This window comes from Cellulosimicrobium cellulans (assembly GCF_024124905.1).
Lineage (GTDB): Bacteria > Actinomycetota > Actinomycetes > Actinomycetales > Cellulomonadaceae > Cellulosimicrobium > Cellulosimicrobium cellulans_G.
Map to the genome: position 1 here is coordinate 641,182 of NZ_JAMXST010000004.1, position 17,691 is coordinate 658,872.

Here is a 17,691-nt window from a genome sequence, read left to right on the forward strand (position 1 = left end):
GCGACGGCCCGCACCCCGACCGGGGTGCGGGCCGTCGTCGTCTCCCGCGGCGTCGCACGACGCGCGCCGGGGGCCGCGCACCCGGTCGCCGCAGGACGACGAAGGGCCGCACCCGCCGGGTGCGGCCCTTTGCCGTGGGGGAGGGGACTCTCAGAGGCCGCCGCCGTGGCGTGCGGCGAGCGCCAGCACCTCGTCGAGCAGGGCGTCGTCCCACAGGCCGGCGAGCAGGAGCAGGTCGGGGAGCGTGAAGCGGTCCCGCATCAGGGGCAGCGAGCGCAGGACCCAGCGCACCTCGTCCTCGCCCACGGTGGGCGTGAGCTCGGAGAACCGCGTCGGCGCGCCCCAGGCCCGCAGCACGTCCGCCGGGACGGCCGGGTCGGCCGTGAGCCCGCGCAGGGTCGCGCGGTGCTCGTCCCAGGCGTCGACGGCGGCCCGCGCCGCGTCCTGCCGCTCGGCCCAGAGCGCGAGCTTGCGCTCGACGGCGGTCCAGCACTCGGCGCCCACGCGTCCGCTCGGGTCGACGACGGCCCACGTGGCCGCGACGCGCCCGCGCAGGTCGGTGGGCGGGGAGAGCACCGCGGTCTCCAGCGCGGCGCGGTCGAGCCGGTCGAGCGCCAGCTGCCACAGGCTCGCCGCGACGACCGTCGCGACGCCGACCTGAGCGCCGTGGAGGTCGTGCGGCTCGTCGCGCGCCATGGCCGCCATGTCGAGGAGGTGGCTCATGAGGTGCTCGGAGCCCGAGAGGGGCGCGGTCGTGCCGCAGATCCCGATCGACAGGCCACCCACGGTGAGCGCGTCGACGAGCGCGGAGAGCGCCTCGGCGGACCCGGCCGGGTGGGCGCGCAGCCGGGCGACCGCCTCCTGCACGGGCCGGAACACCTCGGGGTCGTACCCGGCGTCCATGCCGAACGCGCCGGCCAGGTACCAGTCGGCGGGCGCGGTCCAGGTCGCGGCCGCGTCGCCGACGCCGGAGCGCGTGAGGTGCGGGGGCGCGGCGGCGAGCACGTCGTGGTCGACGAGCAGCGCGGCGGGCCAGGCCGTCGGGGCGGTCCGCTTGGCGCCGTTGCGCACGAGCACGGACAGCGCGTCGGAGTAGCCGTTGACGGACGCCGCGCACTGGACGACCACGAGGCGCGCCCCGGTCGCGGCGACGACCGCCTTCGCGAGGTCGGTGACCGTGCCGCCGCCCGTCGCGACGACGACGTCGTAGCCCTGGCAGCCGATCGTCGCGGCGTCGACGGTGTCCTCGTCGAGCACGACGCCGTGCGCCGTGCGGCGGACAAGGGTGTCGTCGACGAACGTCGTCCCGGCCCGCGGGGACGACGCGAGCCGGAGCACGGTCGCGACCACGTCCCTCCCGTCGTGCACGATCCGCGCGCCGTCGTGGAGCACCGTGACGCGGCGCGCGTCGAGCCGGCGCAGGACGTCGGGCAGCGCGTCGAGCGCGCCGGGCGCGGAGACGACGTCCTGCAGGGGGAGCGCGCGGAAGGCGGCCGGCAGCGCGGTGGCCTCGCTCGGCGTCGTCGTCATGCCCGCACCTCCCGCCGGGCCACGTCCCACAGGTGGCCCGCGGGCTGGAGCAGGTCGTCGACGCGCTCGAGCAGGAGCGTCGGTGCCTGCGCCGCGGGCGTGCGCAGCGCGGTCGCACGGTCGGTCTCGCCGGTCAGGACGAGCGCGGACGTCATGCCCGTCGCGTGGGCGAACGCGACGTCCGTGCTGAGGCGGTCGCCCACCATGACGGTCGTCGCGGGGTCCAGCCCGGTCTCGGCCGCGATGATCTCCAGGAACGCCGGGTCGGGCTTGCCGAAGACCGCCTCGCACGCGACGCCGGTCGCGGCGGTGATCGCGGCGACGACCGACGCGCAGTCGGGCTCGCCGCGGCCGCCCGGGAACGGGCAGAACCGGTCGGGGTTCGTCGCGACGAAGCGCGCGCGGCCGTGGACGAACAGCGTGTCGAACGCGACCTGGAGCTTGCGGTAGTCGAACGAGCGGTCGTACGACGCGACGACGAGGTCGATCTTCTCGGGGTCGTCGCTGATCGTGCAGCCCTCGGCGAGGAGCGCGTCGACGAGCGGCTGCTCGGAGATCGGGAAGACCGTGGCGCCGGGGGCGTGCGCGCGCACCCACGCCACGGTCGCGACGAGGCTCGTGTAGACGTCCTCGTGGCCCGTGGGGATGCCGAGTCGCGTGAGCTTGTCGGCGTAGTCCTGCGGGCTGCGCGTGGGGTTGTTGCTCACGAAGAGCACGCGCGCGCCCTGCGCGCGGAGGGTCGAGACGAGCTCCGCGGCGCCGGGCAGGAGGTCGGTGCCGAGGTAGATCGTGCCGTCGAGGTCGAACAGGTAGGTGTCGAAGTGCCGGTGCGCCGCGCGTCCTGGCGCCTCGCGTGTCGTGGAGGTCAGAGGCATGGTGCTCCTCGTCGAGCAGGTCGGGCGGGCAGCACTGCACCGCTCCATACCGCGTAGGGTGTGTACAGACGTGTCTGTACAACCTTCGCCCGAGGGATGCCCCCTGTCAAGCAGCCGGGGTCGTCGCGGGTCCGTCGCGGGTGCGGTGCGGGGTCAGCGGCGGTCGGCCGCGAGCAGGTCGAGGTAGCGGGCCCGGACCGCGAGCACGTCACGCAGCTGCGTCTCGATGCCGTCCACGAACTCCTCGCGGTACACGGCGTCGACCTGGACGGAGATGGCGTAGTACAGGCCGGTGAACGTCGCGATCGCGACCGAGACGCGCACGAGCGTCTGCGTGACCACGAGGTCCGCGCCCCCGACACCGCCCCCGCCGGCGAGCGAGAGCGTCCGCCGCCACGTGCCGCCGTCGACGTCCCACAGGGCCATGACCTCGGGCGTGACGGTGAGCGTCCCGAGGGCCATGAAGAACACGCCCATGCCGAGGCTCACCACGAGGACCTGCAGGAGCTGGCTCGTGGCGATCATCGTCGCGAGGTTCGCCGTCTGCCCGCGGCTGAACCGGGCCGCCCGCTCGCGCCCGGGCACGTCCCCCGCCGACCCGGCGAGCGCCGCGCGGGCCTCGGCCGGGGAACGCAGGCCGACGAACAGCACGACGAGCAGCGCGAAGAACGCGCCGAGGGCGACGTCGGCGACGCCGTGCGTGCGGTCGAACACCTGCCAGACCTCCGCGTTGTAGAACAGCACGAGCGAGAACACGAGCAGCAGGGGCAGGAGCCGCACGAGCCGCAGGAGCGCGGCGCCGAGCTCGTCGGTCACGCGCGCGAGCCCCCACCACAGCGACGACAGCACGCCGTACCCGACGACGACGCGCACCACGCCCAGCAGCACGAGGTTCCCGACGGCCGTGAGCAGCGCGTCGCCCCACTGGCCCCCGAAGACGACCGGCAGCAGCGCGGGCACGAGCACGAAGAACGCGAGCTCGGGGACCCCGACGGACTGCGGCAGGGTCGACCACGGGCGCCCGCGCAGCACGTTGAGGCCCGCGTACGCCGCGGCGAGGATCGCGGCGCCGCCGACGAGCGCGAGCGCGTTCGCCCAGGCGGGCCAGCCGGACCGGATCGCGCCGCTCAGCTCGGCGAGCAGCACGACGAGCAGGAACGGCGCCGAGCGCCCGAACACGTCGCGGTCGAGCGAGTGGCCCTCCACGAGGAGCGGGAGCCCGTTGCGGCGGAAGACGCGCTCGCACGCACGGGCGTCGAGGTGGTCGACCGCGGCGGGTGCGCCGGGTGCCGCAGTCGGGGACGCGTCGTCGGGCACGGTCATGGTCGCCGACCCTAGCGGCCGGGCACCCGCGCCCGGCGCAGGCCCGCCGCGCCTCGCCTCAGCCGAGCTCGGCCGCGAGGCTGCGGCCGGCGACGCGGCCGGAGTACAGGCACCCGCCGAGGAACGTGCCCTCCAGCGCGCGGTGCCCGTGCACCCCGCCGCCGCCGAAGCCCGCCGCCTCGCCCGCGGCCCACAGACCGGGCAGCACGGAGCCGTCGGCGCGCAGCACGCGCGCGGACGTGTCGGTCCACAGCCCGCCGAGCGTCTTGCGCGTGAGCACGGACAGGCGCACGGCGAGCAGCGGGCCGTCCTTGGGCGTGGTGAGCGGGCGCGGGGGCGAGACGCGGATGAGCCGGTCGACGCGGTAGCGCCGCGCCATCGCCGTCGCGACGACCTGCGGATCCTTGCCGAGGCCGGTGCGGACCTGCTCGTCGCGCAGATGGACGATGCGCGCGAGGGCGTCGGCGTCGACGTGGCCGCGCGATCCTGGGGTCGCGTCCACGAGCGCGTTCATCCCGGCCGCGAGCTCCTCGGGCGTGTCGGCCCACACGAACTCGGGCGACTGCTCCGCGAAGCGTGCCACCGGCCCCACGGCGCCCGGCAGCACGCGCTGCGCGAGCAGCCGGACGTCCTTGCCGGTGAGGTCGGGGTTCTGCTCGGAGCCCGACAGCGCGAACTCGGTCTCCATGATCGCCTTGTTGAGCACGAACCAGGAGTGGTCGTCGCCGCGCTCGGTGACGTGCTGGAGCGCGCCGAGCGCGTCGAACCCGGGGAACAGCGGGGCGGGCAGCCGGTTGCCGTCGGCGTCGAGCCACAGCGAGCTCGGACCCGGCAGGATGCGGATCCCGTGGTCCGTCCACACCGGCGAGTGGTTCGCGATCCCCTCCGGGTAGTGCCACATGCGGTCCTCGTGCACCAGGGCCGCGCCCGCGTCGGCGGCGACGCCGATCATGAGCCCGTCGGTCGAGTCGGGGACGCCGGACAGCATGCGGGCGGGCAGCCGGCCCGCCGCCTGCGGCCAGCGGGAACGCACGAGCTCGTGGTTCGCGCCGATGCCGCCCGACGTCACGACGACGGCGCTCGCCGCGATCTCGACCTCGCCGACGACCTCGCGCGACGACGGCGCGCCGCGCTCGACGTCCGACGGCGCGAGGACCTCCGCGCGCACGCCCGTCACCGCGCCGTCGGTCACGACGAGCGACGTGACCCGGTGCCGGAACCGCAGGTCGAGCAGACCCGCGGCCCGGGCGTCGAGCGCGGCGCGGACGAACGGCTCGAGGATCCCCGGCCCGGTGCCCCACGTGACGTGGAACCGGGGGACGGAGTTGCCGTGGGCGCCGGCCGCGGACCCGTCGGCGCCCGAGCGCACCGGGTACCCGCCGCGCTCGGCCCACTGCACGAGCGGGAACCACCGCACGCCCTTGTCGTGCAGCCAGCCGCGCATCTCCCCGGCCGCGAAGTCGACGAACCCGCGCGCCCAGGCGTACCCGTGGCGGTCGGGGCCCTCGCCGCGGTCCGCGCCGGGCGCGAACCGCGCGGACCCGAGCCAGTCGTCGAACGCGAGCTCGGCGGAGTCCGTGACGCCCATGCGCCGCTGCTCGGGCGAGCCGACGAGGAACAGGCCGCCGAACGACCACCACGCCTGGCCGCCGAGGCTCGCGGCCGGCTCCTGGTCGAGCAGGACGACCCGGCGCCCCGCCGCGGTGAGCTCGGTCGCCGCGACGAGCCCTGCGAGGCCGGCCCCCACGACGACGACCTCGGGGTCCTCGATCCTGGGGGAGCTGACGGGGGAGTCGACCGCGCTGTCACTCATGCGGGAAGAGTAGAGCACGTGTCCAGACCTGGGCGGGCCCGGTGGGCGCGTGCGACAACGCCTCTACCTCGCGCGACCACGCCTCTACCTCGGCGGGGTGGAGACGTAGACGCGCAGGCTCAGGGCCTCGAGCCCGACGACGTCGCCCGCGTGGGCGGTGCCGTCGCCGTTCGCGCGGTCCCGGTCGTCGGGGTGCTCCCAGTCGGAGTCCCACGCGAGGTCCCAGCGCTCGGGGTCGGCGCCGGCCGCCGCGCGCACGCCCGGGAGCGTGACGTCCACGGGGTCGAGGGCGCCGGCGAGGACGACCAGCACGTCGGCGTCGCCGGGCTCGGGCGCGGTCCGCAGCATCTGGAGCGTCCGGACGGCAGGGTCGTGCCACGCCGCGTGGTCCAGGAGCTCGCCGTCGGCGTCGAACCACACGAGGTCGGGCACGCCGACGCCGTCCGCCCCGTGCCGCGTCGCGGCGTCCGTCGCGGCCCCCGTGGCGCGGGGCCGTCCGGTGAAGAACGTGTCGGGCCGCAGCGCGGGGTGCGCGCGCCGCACGGCGAGCAGGTACCGCGCCGTCGCGAGCAGGTCCTCGCGCCACGGCGAGAGGTCCCACGAGACCCAGGACGTCTCGTCGTCCTGCACGTAGGCGTTGTTGTTGCCGCGCTGCGTCCGGCCCATCTCGTCGCCCGCGGTGAGCATGGGGGTGCCCGCGGCGAGGACGAGCGTCGCGAGGAGGTTGCGGATCGACCGGCGGCGCAGGGGCGCGATCTCCACGCCGAGCCCGAGCGCGTCGAGCCCGGCGCCACCGCCCGCCCGTGCGTCCGTGGCCACGACCGGGCCCTCGAGGCCGTGGTTCCACGACCGGTTGTCGTCCGTCCCGTCGCGGTTGTCCTCGCCGTTCGCGAGGTTGTGCTTGTGGTCGTACGCGACCAGGTCGGCGAGCGTGAACCCGTCGTGCGCGGTCACGTAGCTCACCGATGCGACGGGTCCGCGCAGCAGCGGCGGGTCGGAGTGGCCGAACAGGTCGGCCGAGCCCGCGAGCCGGGTTGCGAGGTCGCGCACGCCGTGGCCGGGACGCCCGTGCGACGCCTCGCGCGCGTCGGCGAGCCAGAACTGGCGCGCCGCGTCGCGGAACCGGTCGTTCCACTCGGCGAGCGGCGGCGGGAACTGCCCGGTCCGCCAGCCGCCCGGTCCCACGTCCCACGGCTCCGCGACGAGCTTGAGCCCGCACAGCACCGGGTCCGTCTGGAGGGCGACGAGGAACGGGTGGTCGGGGTCGAACCCGGATGCTCCGCGCCCGAGCGTGACCGCGAGGTCGAACCGGAACCCGTCGACCCCGACGACCTCGGCCCAGTACCGCAGCGAGTCCAGGGCGGCCCGCACCACGGCGGGCCGCCGGAAGTCGAGCGAGTTGCCCGTCCCGGTGACGTCGGCGAGGCGTGCGGGCGAGCCGCCGTCGTGCAGGTAGTACCCGGCGTTGTCCAGCCCGCGCCACGACAGGTGGTAGCCGTCCGCGCCGCCCTCGCACGTGTGGTTGTGCACGACGTCGAGCAGCACCTCGATCCCCGCCTCGTGCAGCAGGTGGACCATGCCGCGCACCTCGTCGAGGACGGCGCCCGGCCCGGCCTCCTGGGCGGCGCGCGTCGCGTACGCGGCGTGGGGCGCGAAGAACCCGAGGGTCGAGTAGCCCCAGTAGTTGGTGCGCCCGCTCGCGAGGAGGTGCGGCTCGGGCACGTTCGCGTGCACCGGGAGCAGCTCGACCGTCGTCACGCCGAGCGACCGCAGGTGCTCGATCGTCGCCGGGTGCGCGACGCCCGCGTACGTGCCGCGCAGGTGCTCGGGCAGGGCCTGGAGCCGCTGCGTGAGGCCGCGCACGTGCGCCTCGTAGACCACGGTGTCGCGCCAGGGGACGCGCGGTCGGGGCGCCAGCGCGCCCGCGGGCTCGGCCACGACCACCGCGTGCGGGACGAACGGCAGCGAGTCACGCGCGTCCGCCGGGCCGTACGGGTCGTCGCCGACCTGCCCGTGGATCGCGGGGTCGTCGACGAGCTCTCCCACGAGGCCTCGCGCGTACGGGTCGACGAGCAGCTTCGCAGGGTTGTGCCGCAGCCCGGCGGCGGGGTCCCAGGGCCCGTGGACGCGGAACCCGTAGCGCTGCCCGGCGCGGACGCCCGGGACGTGGGCGTGCCAGACGCCGTACGCCGGCCCGGCGAGCGGGACGCGGCGCTCGCGGTAGCGGGCGGGGTCGTGCGCGGGCAGCGCGTCGTCGACGACGTCGACGAGGCACAGCTCGACGGCGGTCGCGTGCGACGCGAGGACGGCGACGTCGACGCCGTCGCCCACGACGCGGACGCCGAGCGGCGGCACGAGGGCGTGCCGGTCGACGCGTCCCGGCGCGGCCGGGCGCGCGGGCTCGCCGGTGGCCGGGGGGAGGGGGCTCGGGTCGGAGGGCACGTGCACCCGTCCATTGTGGCGGGTGTCACCGGCTCCTCCCGCCGCCCGCCGGTAGGCTTCCCCGAGCGGGCCGGGAACCTCTCCGGCCGACCGCCCAGCGCACAGGGAGAGCAGCCGATGCGGATCGTCGTCGCCGTGAAGTACGTCCCGGACATCCACGCCGACCGGGGCTTCGAGGGCGGGCGCGTCGTGCGCCGGGCCGACGAGGGGACGCTCAACGAGCTCGACGAGAACGCGGTCGAGGCCGCGCTGCGCCTCAAGGAGGCGCTGCCCGAGGCCGAGCGCGAGACCAGCGAGGTGATCGTCCTCACGGTGGCCGGGCCGGACGCCGACGGCGCCGTGCGCCGCTCCTACCAGCTCGGCGCGGACCGCGGCGTGCGCGTGAGCGACGACGCGATCGCGGGCTCCGACTACTTCGGCACCGCGCGCGTGCTCGCCGCCGCGGTGCGCCGCCTCGCGGACGAGGCGCCGGTGGACGTCGTCGTGACCGGCATGGCGGCGCTCGACGGGCTCGGCTCGGTCGTCCCGGCGCTCCTGTCGGCGGAGCTCGGGCTGCCGCAGCTCACGCTCGCCGGGAAGCTCGAGGTCGAGGGGGAGCCGGGCGCACGCAGCGCGCGCGTGACGCGCGAGCTCGACGGCGTCGAGGAGGTCCTCGAGGCGCCGCTCCCCGCCGTGGTGTCCGTGACCGACCACGCGAACGACCCGCGCATGCCCAACTTCAAGCTCATCATGGCGGCGCGCACGCGCCCGGTGGAGGCGTGGACCCTCGCCGACCTCGGCGTCGACCCGGCGCTCGTCGGCGACGCCGGCGCGCGCACGCGCGTGACCGACGCGTCGCCCCGCCCGCCGCGTCCCGACGCCGAGATCGTCGTCGACAAGGGCGAGGGCGGACGCGCCCTGGCCGAGTTCCTCATCCGCAACGACCTGGTCTGAGAGGCGTCCGCCCATGAGCACCCCCGGGACCCGTACCGTCCTCGTCCTCCTCGACTCCGCCGGCACCGAGCTGCGCTCGCCCGTGCTGGAGCTGATCACCGTCGGCCGCTCGCTCGGGCGCGTCGAGGCCGTCGCGCTGGAGGCGCCGAGCGTCGACGTCCTCGCCCAGCTCGGCGCCCACGGCGTCGCGCTCGTGCGCCAGGCCGAGCCGTCGTCGGGCGGGGAGGTCGTGACCGGTGACGCGCTGCACCTGACGCCCGTCGTGGCCGAGGTCCTCGCCGCCGCGGCGCGCGCGTCCCACGCCGACGCCGTCCTGCTCACGTCGTCCTTCCCGAACAAGGAGGCGGCGGCGCGCCTCGCGTTCCTCACCGAGGCCGGCCTGGTGATCGACGCGTCCGCGCTGACCGACGGCGGCACGCACCTCGTCGCGGACAAGCGCGTCTTCGCGGGGTCGTGGGACGTGCGCAGCGAGATCCTCACCGACCCCGCGGTGCTCACGCTGCGCGCCAACTCCGTCGTCCCGCAGCCCGCGGACGCGGCCGTCGCGACCGAGGTCGAGGCGCTGCGCGTCGAGCTCTCGCCCGCTGCGACCGCGGCGCGCGTCGTGTCCCGCACGGTCGACGAGTCGGCCGGCGCGGGTCGCCCGGCGCTCGGCGAGGCGGCGATCGTCGTCGCCGGGGGTCGTGGCACCAACGGCGACTTCGGTCCCGTCACCGAGCTCGCCGACGCGCTCGGCGCGGCCGTGGGCGCGACGCGCGACGCCGTCTACGAAGGCTGGCACGACCAGTTCGTCGGCCAGACGGGCGTCACCGTCGCCCCCCGCCTGTACATCGGCGCGGGCATCTCCGGCGCCCCGCACCACCGCGGCGGCATGCAGGCCTCGCAGGTGATCGTCGCCGTGAACAACGACCCGGAGTGCCCGCTGTTCGAGATCTCGGACTTCGCGGTCGTGGGCGACCTCGCGGACGTGCTGCCCCAGGCGGCCGAGGTGCTGCGCGAGCACCGCGCGTCGCAGGGGTAGCCGGTCGCCGCCCAGCGGGCGACCAGCCGGTGCCGAGAGTTCACCCGGCGTCCTCCGGGCGGTGGCCCGCTGGTCACCGATCGTTCCTAGCGTCGGGCCGACTCCCCGGTGACGGGGAGGCCCCCCCGACCCGTGGAGACGACCGATGACGATCACGCCTGCCCCCGAGCATCGCCCCCTGCTCTCCGTCGCGCCGCACGCGCGCGGCAAGCGCAGCCCCGTCACCTGCCGGCTGAAGTGCGCGGACGCGTGCTCGCACCCGGTCCCCAACGAGAGCGCCAACGAGACGTTCCGCGACGTCGTCGCCGGCGCGATGTCGCGCCGTGCGCTGCTCGGCGGGCTCGCGGTCGGTGCCGCCGCCGTCGTGCTCGGCGCGCAGACCGTCGGCGCCGCGCCCGCCGCCGCCCAGGGGCTGCCCGGCCACGGTGGCGGCCACGGCGGTGGGCGCCCGCAGAAGGGGCTCGCCTTCGGCGCGATCTCGCCCCAGCCCGCGGCGCGCGACGCGTTCGTCGTCCCCGAGGGCTACCGGTGGCGGCCCGTGATCCGCTGGGGCGACCCGATCCTGCGCGGCGCCCAGCCGTTCGACGTCGCTCGCCAGACGCCCGAGGCCCAGGCGGGACAGTTCGGCTACAACAACGACTACCTCGACATCCTGCCGTTCGAGCGCCAGCACGCCCTCGCGGGCGCCCAGGGCAAGGGCAAGGGCCCCGGCCGGGGCACGCGCGGCCTGCTCGTCGCGAACCACGAGTACACCAACCCGGCGATCATGTTCGACGCCTCGTACGACGCCCCGACGCGCCGCGCCATCGAGCGCGCCGCGCACGGCATGTCCGTCGTCGAGGTGAGCCGCCGCCGCACGGGAACCCCGTGGGACTACGTCGCGGACAGCCGGTACAACCGCCGCGTGCACCTGGCGACCGAGTTCCGCCTGACCGGTCCGGCGGCCGGCTCGGACCTCGTCAAGACCGTCGCGGACCCGTCGGGGACGCGCGTGCTGGGCACGCTCAACAACTGCGCGGGCGGCACGACCCCGTGGGGCACCGTGCTGTCGGGCGAGGAGAACTACAACGGCTACTTCCGGACGTCGGGCACGGGCCACGACGCGCGCTACGGCCTGCGCGACGCCGCGACGGGGTACGGCTGGGAGCTCGACGACCCGCGGTTCGACGCCCGCAACCCCGGCTACGAGAACGAGCCGAACCGCTTCGGCTGGATCGTCGAGATCGACCCGTACGCGCCGGACGAGCCGCCGGTGAAGCACACCGCACTGGGCCGCTTCAAGCACGAGGGCGCCAACGTGATCCTCTCGCGCCGCGGGAACGCGGTCGCGTACATGGGCGACGACGAGCGCTTCGACTACGTCTACAAGTTCGTCTCCTCGCGCACCATGCGCCCCGGCAACAGCGACGGCGCCCGCCGCCACAACAAGACGCTGCTCACCGAGGGCTCGCTGTACGTCGCGAGGTTCCGCGGCGACTCGCCCGCGTCCGAGATCGACGGGTCGGGCGCGGTGCCGTCCGACGGCGCGTTCGACGGCCGGGGCGAGTGGGTCCCGCTCGTCCTGGACGGGCGGAGCCAGGTCCCCGGCATGAGCCTCGAGGAGGTGCTCGTCTACACGCGCGTCGCGGCGGACCAGGTCGGGGCCACGAAGATGGACCGCCCCGAGGACGTCGAGCCCAACCCGGTCACGGGCCGCGTCTACGTCGCGTGCACCAACAACACCTCGCGCGGGCCCGCGGCGGTCGAGGCCGCGACCGAGCCGAACCCCCGCAACACCAACCGCGACGGCCACGTCGTGGAGATCGTCGAGGACGGCGACGACGCCGCCGCCCTGACGTTCCGGTGGAACCTGCTGCTCGTCGCGGGCGACCCGGCGACGAACGCCTCGACCTACTTCTCGGGCTACCCGAAGGAGAAGGTCTCCCCGATCTCCTGCCCGGACAACCTCGCGTTCGACGCCGAGGGCAACCTGTGGATCTCCACCGACGGGCAGCCCAGCACGATCCAGAAGTGCGACGGCCTGTTCAAGGTCACGCTCGACGGCCGCGAGCGCGGTCGCGTCGAGCAGTTCCTCTCGGTGCCGCGCGGCGCCGAGACGTGCGGGCCGCTCGTCGACTCGGCGGACCGCATGGTCTACGTGGCGGTCCAGCACCCGGGCGAGGACGGGTCGTTCGACGCGCAGGCGTCGTACTTCCCCGACTACCTGACGCCGGGCACCCCGGTCCCGACGGGCGCGTTCGCCGGCCCGCGGCCCTCCGTCGTCCAGGTGTGGCGCGACTGACGCGCCTCCCGCACGGCCGAGGGGTCCGGCGTCGCGACGGCGCCGGACCCCTCGTCGTCCGCCGCACCTCCGGGAGACCCGTCCCGTCCGGGAGCCTCAGAGGCCCAGGTGCTCCAGCCACGCGAGGGCGGCGACGCCCTGGGCGCGCTGGAACGCGCGCAGGCGGGGGATCGTCGGGACGGCGGGCTTGCGCGCGGAGTGCAGGAAGTACCCGGCGATCCCGGCGACGACCGACCGCAGGTCGGCGGGGTGCACGTCGCCCCCGAGGGGGTGCGCCGCGAAGGTCGACGCCGCCCACGCGCCGCCGCGCGCGCGGCGCGCCGGGTCGGCACTCACCGTGACCGGTTCGCAGACGTCCACCACGCCCTGCATCACGACGCTCGGCAGGAACATCGCGAGGTCGAGCCACGCCGCGCCGCGCGACGCGTGCGGCCAGTCGACGACGTAGACCTTCTCCGGCGTGAGGAGGACGTTGTCGGCGCGCAGGTCGCCGTGCACGAACGACTCGCCCTCGCACGCCACGAGCGCCCCGCGCTCGGCCTCCGCGAGCGCGTCGAGGTGCGAGGCCGCCCACGGCGCGACGGCGGCCAGTCGCGGGTCGGGGTCGTCGCGCAGCGCACGCCACCCGGTCGCCATGTCGGCGAAGTCGGGCCCGGTCGGCGGCAGCCGCATCGCGCGGGCCCCCGGGACCGACGCGAGGCGGACGAGGGTGGCCAGGACCCGGTCGAGCTCGTCGGGGTCCCAGGGCGTGGCGGGCACGTGCCCGTCGACGACGGCGAACGCCAGCGCGATCCAGTCGCCGTCACCGTGGCCCCACGCGAAGCGCGGGGCGGGGACCTCGCGCGGCAGCCGCGTCGCGACCTTCGCCTCGGCGCGGTGGAGGTTGGCCGCCACGGGCTCGTCCGCGGTCCGCGCCGCCTTGACGAAGAGGCGGGAGCCGTCGTCGAACGTGAGGACGGACGCGAGCCCGGGGCTGAACCCGGCCGAGACGGAGCGCTCCTGCACGACCCGGCCGCCGGCGACCGCCTCGAGCTCGTCGCGCAGCGAGAGCGGCAGGTCTCTCCAGAGCAGGCGGCCACCGCCCGAGGCGACCGGGACGTCTCCGGCGGCCTCGACGGCGGGCGGTGCGGCGTCGTCGGGCATCGAGATGCCACTTCCCCTGTCGGTGGCTGGACGGTCTCGTCGTCGGCGCGCTCCCGTCCCGCGGCGACGTGTGGCGCGCGACGGCGGTCCTGCGACCGGGACGAGCGCCCGGCGACGGCCGGGCGCAGACCTCTGACAACCTAGCGCTTCTCGCCGCGATGTCCAGCGCCGCTCACTCCTCGGACCGGACGCGCCCGGGTGCTCCGTAGACTGGGTGATCGTGACCCACCCTTCCGGCCCCGTCCCCGCGCCGGCGGCCTACCTCGACCACGCCGCCACGACGCCGCTGTCCGTGGCGGCGCGCGAGGCCCTCGTCGACGAGCTGTCGCGCACCGGCAACCCGTCGTCGCTGCACGCCGCGGGGCGCGCCGCCCGCCGCACGGTCGAGGAGGCGCGCGAGTCGATCGCCGCGGCGCTCGGCGCGCGCCCGAGCGAGGTCGTGTTCACCGCGGGGGGCACCGAGGCGGACAACCTCGCGATCAAGGGCCTGTTCTGGGGCCGCCGCACGACCGACCCGCGCCGTCGGCGGATCGTCGTCTCGGCGGTCGAGCACCACGCGGTGCTCGACCCCGCGTTCTGGATGGCCGAGCACGCGGGCGCCGAGATCGTCCTGCTGCCCGTCGACGGCGAGGGCCGCGTGGACCTCGCCGCGCTGCGTGCCGAGGTCGCCGAGCACGCCGAGGAGATCGCGCTGATCTCCGTCATGTGGGCCAACAACGAGGTCGGGACGCTGCAGCCCGTCCAGGAGGTCGTCCAGCTCGCGCGTCCGCACGGCATCCCGGTGCACTCCGACGCGGTCCAGGCAGTCGGTCAGGTCCCGGTCGACTTCGCGGCGAGCGGTCTGGACGCGATGACCGTGTCCGGCCACAAGCTCGGCGGGCCCGTCGGCGTCGGCGCGCTCGTCGCGCGGCGCGACGCGCCCCTCACCCCGGTCCTGCACGGCGGAGGCCAGGAGCGCGGCGTGCGCTCCGGCACGCTCGACGCGCCCGCGATCCGCGCGTTCGGCGTCGCCGTCGCCGAGGCCGTCGCGCACCGCGACGAGCGCGCGGCGCACCTCGCGGCGCTGCGCGACGCGCTCGTGGCGGGGGTCCGCGGGCGGGTCCCGGACGCCGTCCTCAGCGGCCCCGAGCCGGGGGCCGGCGGACGCGACGCCGCCCGCCTGCCGGGCAACGCGCACTTCACGTTCCCCGGGGCCGAGGGCGACTCGCTCCTCTACCTGCTCGACTCCGCGGGCGTGCAGGCGTCGACCGGCTCGGCCTGCCAGGCCGGCGTGCCGCAGCCGTCGCACGTGCTCCTCGCGATGGGCGTGCCGGAGCAGGACGCGCGCGGCGCGCTGCGGTTCTCGCTCGGCGTCACGTCCACGCCCGACGACGTCGCGCGCCTCCTCGACGCGCTGCCCCCCGCCGTCGAGCGAGCGCGGGCGGCGGGTCTCGCGTCCGGCCCGACGCGTGCCGCTGCTCCGACCCGCACCGCGGTCCCGACCCGCGCGGGCGGTGCCGCGTGAGGGTCCTCGCCGCCATGTCGGGCGGCGTCGACTCGGCCGTCGCCGCGGCGCTCGCGGTCGAGGCGGGGCACGAGGTCGTGGGCGTCCACATGGCGCTGTCGCGCAACCGCGACCAGTTCCGCACCGGATCGCGCGGGTGCTGCTCGATCGAGGACGCGGGGGACGCGCGGCGCGCAGCCGACGTGCTCGGCATCCCGTACTACGTGTGGGACCTCTCGGAGCGGTTCGAGGACACGGTCGTCGCCGACTTCCTCGCCGAGTACGAGGCCGGGCGCACGCCCAACCCGTGCGTGCGGTGCAACGAGCACATCAAGTTCGAGGCGCTGCTCGACAAGGCGACGGCGCTCGGCTTCGACGCCGTCGCGACGGGCCACTACGCGCGCGTCGTGACGCGCGACGTGCCCGACGCGTCCGCCTCGGGCGGGGTGCGCAGCGTGCGGGAGCTGCACCGCTCCCCGAACGAGGCGAAGGACCAGTCCTACGTGCTCGCCGTCATGGGGCCGGAGCGCCTCGCGCGCGCGATGTTCCCGCTCGGGGACTTCGCGTCGAAGGACGAGGTGCGCGCCGAGGCGGCGCGGCGCGGGCTGTCGGTGTCCGCGAAGCCCGACTCGTACGACATCTGCTTCGTCGCCGACGGCGACACGCAGGGCTTCCTCCGCGACCGCCTGGGCGCGCGCCCGGGCGAGATCGTCGACGCGGAGGGGACGGTGCTCGGCGAGCACGACGGCGCCTACGCGTACACCGTCGGCCAGCGCAAGGGCCTCGGCATCGACCGCCCCGCGCCGGACGGTCGCCCGCGGTACGTGCTCGACGTGCAGCCCGCGAGCAACCGTGTGGTCGTCGGCCCGGCCGAGCTGCTGAGCGTCGACCGCATCGAGGCCGGCGCGGCGGTCTGGTTCGACGGCGCGCGCCCGGCGCCGGGGGAGCGCGCCGACGTCGAGGTGCAGGTCCGCGCGCACGGTGCGCCGGTCGCGGCCCGGGTCCGGGCCGCCGGCGACGCGATGGAGGTCGAGCTCACGGGCACGACGCTCCGCGGGGTCGCGGCCGGGCAGTCGCTCGTCGTCTACGACGGGCCGCGCGTGCTCGGCCAGGCCACGGTGGACCGTGCCTACCGCGCGGCGGCACGGTCGGCAGACCGGTCGGCCGGTCAGCCGACGCCGACGGGCGCGGGGTGAGCGAGCGCGCGCACGAGAGCCGACTCGTCGCGCACGCACCAGTGCTCGACCTCCTGGCCCTCGGCGAAGCGCAGCACGTGCATCTCGCGCACCCGGAAGCGCCGCCCCGTCGGCGCGACGCCGCGGAAGAACCCGGTGTGACGCGCGCTGAGCTCGACGTGCAGCGCGACGAGGTCGCCCTCCGCGACGGCGTGCAGGACCTCGACGCGCTGGTCCTCGAACGCCTCGTCGTACCAGTGCATCATCGCGAGGAGGGCGTCGACGCCGCCCTCGCAGCCCGGCGAGGTGTCGTGGTTGCGGAACCCGGGCCCGAGCAGCGTCGCGAGCGCGTCGCCGTGGTTGCCGGGGATCGCCCGCGTGTGCACGGCGACCGCCGTGGCCTTGTTCTCGTGCGTGCCCATGTCGGAGCCCTTCCGCACACCCTCGTGCTCGGTGGCCGCGCGGCCCCCGGACCCCGGCGGGGTCGCGGCACGGCTCGGTTTCCCAGTGTGCTCCTGGAGAGAGGTGGACGGCACGTGGTTCGTGACGAGAGGCCGGGCGACGCCCGGGGCGAGCGCTCGCACGGGGGTGCGGCATGACCGCGGTGAGCGGGCTCGGCCCGTGGCCCGGCGGCGAGGGAGCGGACGTGCTGGAGGCGCAGCTCACGGTGCTCGGCGACCTCGCCGAGGTCCCGACGGGCGTGCGCGGGGTGCCGTTCCTCGTCCAGCTCCCGGGGCGCGGACCCGGCGCGGACGCGACCGGGCGCACCGCCGCGCTGCTGCCGGAGCTGCCCGTCGAGCTGGGTCCGCACGGCTGGAAGCTCGCCGACCACGGCGGCGCGGACCGGCGGCGGGCCGAGGCGTTCCTGCGCGAGGACCTGGAGGCGCTCGCCATCGCGGGGGCGGGGTACTCGGGCAGGCTCGCCGTGACCGTCACCGGGCCGTGGACGCTCGCCGCGGACGTCTACCTCGCCCGGGGCGACCGCGTGCTGTCCGACCGGGGCGCCGTGCGCGAGGTCGTCGAGGCGCTCGCGGTGGCCGTGGGCGACCACGTCGCGCAGGTGCGCCGGCAGGTCCCCGGGGCGGACGTCGTCGTGCAGGTCGACGAGCCGCTGCTCGCCCAGGTCGGGGCGGGCGTGCTCCCGTCGTTCTCGGGCTACTCGCGCCTGCGCGCGGTGCCCGGCCCGGACATCGTGGACGGGCTGCGGCCCGTGCTCGACGCCGCACGCGCCGCGTCGGCGTCGACGGTCGTCCACGTGGGAGGCGCCTGGGTGGGCGTGGCGCCCGTCGTGCTCGCAGGCGCCGACGCCGTCGGTCTCGCGCTCGGGCCGTGGGACGAGAAGACGTGGGAGACCGTCGCGCGCGCGGTCGAGCGGGGCGTCGGCCTGTGGGCCGCGCTCCCGCCCGCACAGGTGTCGCAGTGCGCCGGCCCCGCGCTGGGCGAGCTCGCCGACCTGGTGAGCGTGCCGTGGCGCCGGATCGGGCTCCCGCTGCCCGCGCTCGACGACGTCACGCTCCTGGGCGCCCCCCGGGGTGCCGGGGGAGGGCCCGGTCGCGGCGTCGCGGGCACCCCCGACGAGCACCGCGCCCTCCTCGCGAACCTGGGCCGCGTCGCCGACGTGCTGGCGGAGCGCGCCCACGCCTGAGCGCCGCCTGGGCGTCGGCTCGGCGGC

At 76.2% G+C, this 17,691-nt stretch carries 13 protein-coding genes; 6 read left to right on the forward strand and 7 right to left on the reverse strand.

Annotated features, from left to right (window positions below; all coding sequences use genetic code 11):
- Positions 1-150: 150 nt before the first annotated feature.
- The 5 genes from NHH00_RS14965 to glgX all read right to left on the reverse strand — a co-directional run bounded on the left by NHH00_RS14965 (position 151) and on the right by glgX (position 7,896).
- On the reverse strand, positions 151-1,530 hold the full coding sequence (locus NHH00_RS14965) for an iron-containing alcohol dehydrogenase (RefSeq protein WP_253053481.1): 1,380 nt from the start codon (positions 1,528-1,530) through the stop codon (positions 151-153).
- On the reverse strand, positions 1,527-2,405 hold the full coding sequence (locus NHH00_RS14970; protein ID WP_253053491.1) for an HAD-IIA family hydrolase: 879 nt from the start codon (positions 2,403-2,405) through the stop codon (positions 1,527-1,529). The genes NHH00_RS14965 and NHH00_RS14970 overlap by 4 nt, the downstream gene beginning before the upstream one ends.
- Before the next feature lie 153 nt (positions 2,406-2,558).
- Positions 2,559-3,728: a hypothetical protein gene (locus tag NHH00_RS14975; RefSeq protein WP_253053493.1), complete on the reverse strand. Its 1,170-nt coding sequence runs from the start codon at positions 3,726-3,728 to the stop codon at positions 2,559-2,561.
- 58 nt (positions 3,729-3,786) lie between these two features.
- Positions 3,787-5,541, reverse strand: coding sequence for an FAD-binding dehydrogenase (locus tag NHH00_RS14980; RefSeq protein ID WP_253053495.1), 1,755 nt, complete (start codon positions 5,539-5,541; stop codon positions 3,787-3,789).
- Positions 5,542-5,625: 84 nt separating this feature from the next.
- A complete protein-coding gene (gene glgX, locus NHH00_RS14985) occupies positions 5,626-7,896 on the reverse strand; it encodes a glycogen debranching protein GlgX (protein ID WP_253053724.1) in 2,271 nt (756 codons plus the stop codon).
- Positions 7,897-8,100: 204 nt separating this feature from the next.
- On the opposite strand from glgX, the gene NHH00_RS14990 reads away from it, so the two are divergent.
- From NHH00_RS14990 to NHH00_RS15000, 3 genes are all read left to right on the forward strand, one after another.
- On the forward strand, positions 8,101-8,916 hold the full coding sequence (locus NHH00_RS14990; protein WP_253053505.1) for an electron transfer flavoprotein subunit beta/FixA family protein: 816 nt from the start codon (positions 8,101-8,103) through the stop codon (positions 8,914-8,916).
- A 13-nt stretch (positions 8,917-8,929) separates the two neighbouring features.
- Positions 8,930-9,937, forward strand: a complete 1,008-nt coding sequence (locus NHH00_RS14995) for an electron transfer flavoprotein subunit alpha/FixB family protein (RefSeq protein WP_253053507.1) — start codon at positions 8,930-8,932, stop codon at positions 9,935-9,937.
- A 145-nt stretch (positions 9,938-10,082) separates the two neighbouring features.
- A complete protein-coding gene (locus NHH00_RS15000; RefSeq protein ID WP_253053509.1) occupies positions 10,083-12,218 on the forward strand; it encodes a PhoX family protein in 2,136 nt (711 codons plus the stop codon).
- 96 nt (positions 12,219-12,314) lie between these two features.
- On the opposite strand, the gene NHH00_RS15005 is transcribed toward NHH00_RS15000, so the two are convergent.
- Positions 12,315-13,361 (reverse strand): aminoglycoside phosphotransferase family protein, encoded by a 1,047-nt coding sequence (locus NHH00_RS15005; protein WP_253053511.1) that lies wholly within the window; start codon positions 13,359-13,361, stop codon positions 12,315-12,317.
- Between the two features lie 220 nt (positions 13,362-13,581).
- On the opposite strand from NHH00_RS15005, the gene NHH00_RS15010 reads away from it, so the two are divergent.
- Together NHH00_RS15010 and mnmA are read left to right on the forward strand one after the other, a co-directional pair.
- Entirely contained in the window at positions 13,582-14,865 is a 1,284-nt protein-coding gene (locus NHH00_RS15010; protein ID WP_253053513.1) for a cysteine desulfurase family protein, read from the forward strand.
- A complete protein-coding gene (gene mnmA / locus NHH00_RS15015) occupies positions 14,862-16,040 on the forward strand; it encodes a tRNA 2-thiouridine(34) synthase MnmA (protein ID WP_253053515.1) in 1,179 nt (392 codons plus the stop codon). Before NHH00_RS15010 ends, mnmA begins: the two co-directional genes overlap by 4 nt.
- Here the strand turns inward: mnmA and NHH00_RS15020 are convergent.
- The gene (locus tag NHH00_RS15020; RefSeq protein ID WP_253053517.1) at positions 16,013-16,441 is read right to left on the reverse strand and encodes an ester cyclase; all 429 of its coding nucleotides are present in this window, start codon (positions 16,439-16,441) and stop codon (positions 16,013-16,015) included. The two genes, mnmA and NHH00_RS15020, sit on opposite strands and share 28 nt — an antisense overlap.
- A 173-nt stretch (positions 16,442-16,614) precedes the next feature.
- Here NHH00_RS15020 and NHH00_RS15025 point away from each other — a divergent pair, with 173 nt between their 5' ends.
- Positions 16,615-17,664 (forward strand): hypothetical protein, encoded by a 1,050-nt coding sequence (locus tag NHH00_RS15025; RefSeq protein WP_253053519.1) that lies wholly within the window; start codon positions 16,615-16,617, stop codon positions 17,662-17,664.
- Positions 17,665-17,691 lie beyond the last annotated feature (27 nt).

Excerpts from the sequence above, each read along its gene's own strand:
- NHH00_RS15005 (WP_253053511.1), bottom strand. The coding sequence starts at position 13,361 with ATGCCCGACGACGCCGCACCGCCCGCCGTCGAGGCCGCCGGAGACGTC.
- NHH00_RS14995 (WP_253053507.1), top strand. The coding sequence starts at position 8,930 with ATGAGCACCCCCGGGACCCGTACCGTCCTCGTCCTCCTCGACTCCGCC.
- NHH00_RS15025 (WP_253053519.1), top strand. The coding sequence starts at position 16,615 with ATGACCGCGGTGAGCGGGCTCGGCCCGTGGCCCGGCGGCGAGGGAGCG.
- NHH00_RS15000 (WP_253053509.1), top strand. The coding sequence starts at position 10,083 with ATGACGATCACGCCTGCCCCCGAGCATCGCCCCCTGCTCTCCGTCGCG.
- NHH00_RS15020 (WP_253053517.1), bottom strand. The coding sequence starts at position 16,441 with ATGGGCACGCACGAGAACAAGGCCACGGCGGTCGCCGTGCACACGCGG.
- NHH00_RS14975 (WP_253053493.1), bottom strand. The coding sequence starts at position 3,728 with ATGACCGTGCCCGACGACGCGTCCCCGACTGCGGCACCCGGCGCACCC.
- NHH00_RS14970 (WP_253053491.1), bottom strand. The coding sequence starts at position 2,405 with ATGCCTCTGACCTCCACGACACGCGAGGCGCCAGGACGCGCGGCGCAC.
- NHH00_RS14980 (WP_253053495.1), bottom strand. The coding sequence starts at position 5,541 with ATGAGTGACAGCGCGGTCGACTCCCCCGTCAGCTCCCCCAGGATCGAG.
- NHH00_RS14965 (WP_253053481.1), bottom strand. The coding sequence starts at position 1,530 with ATGACGACGACGCCGAGCGAGGCCACCGCGCTGCCGGCCGCCTTCCGC.
- NHH00_RS14990 (WP_253053505.1), top strand. The coding sequence starts at position 8,101 with ATGCGGATCGTCGTCGCCGTGAAGTACGTCCCGGACATCCACGCCGAC.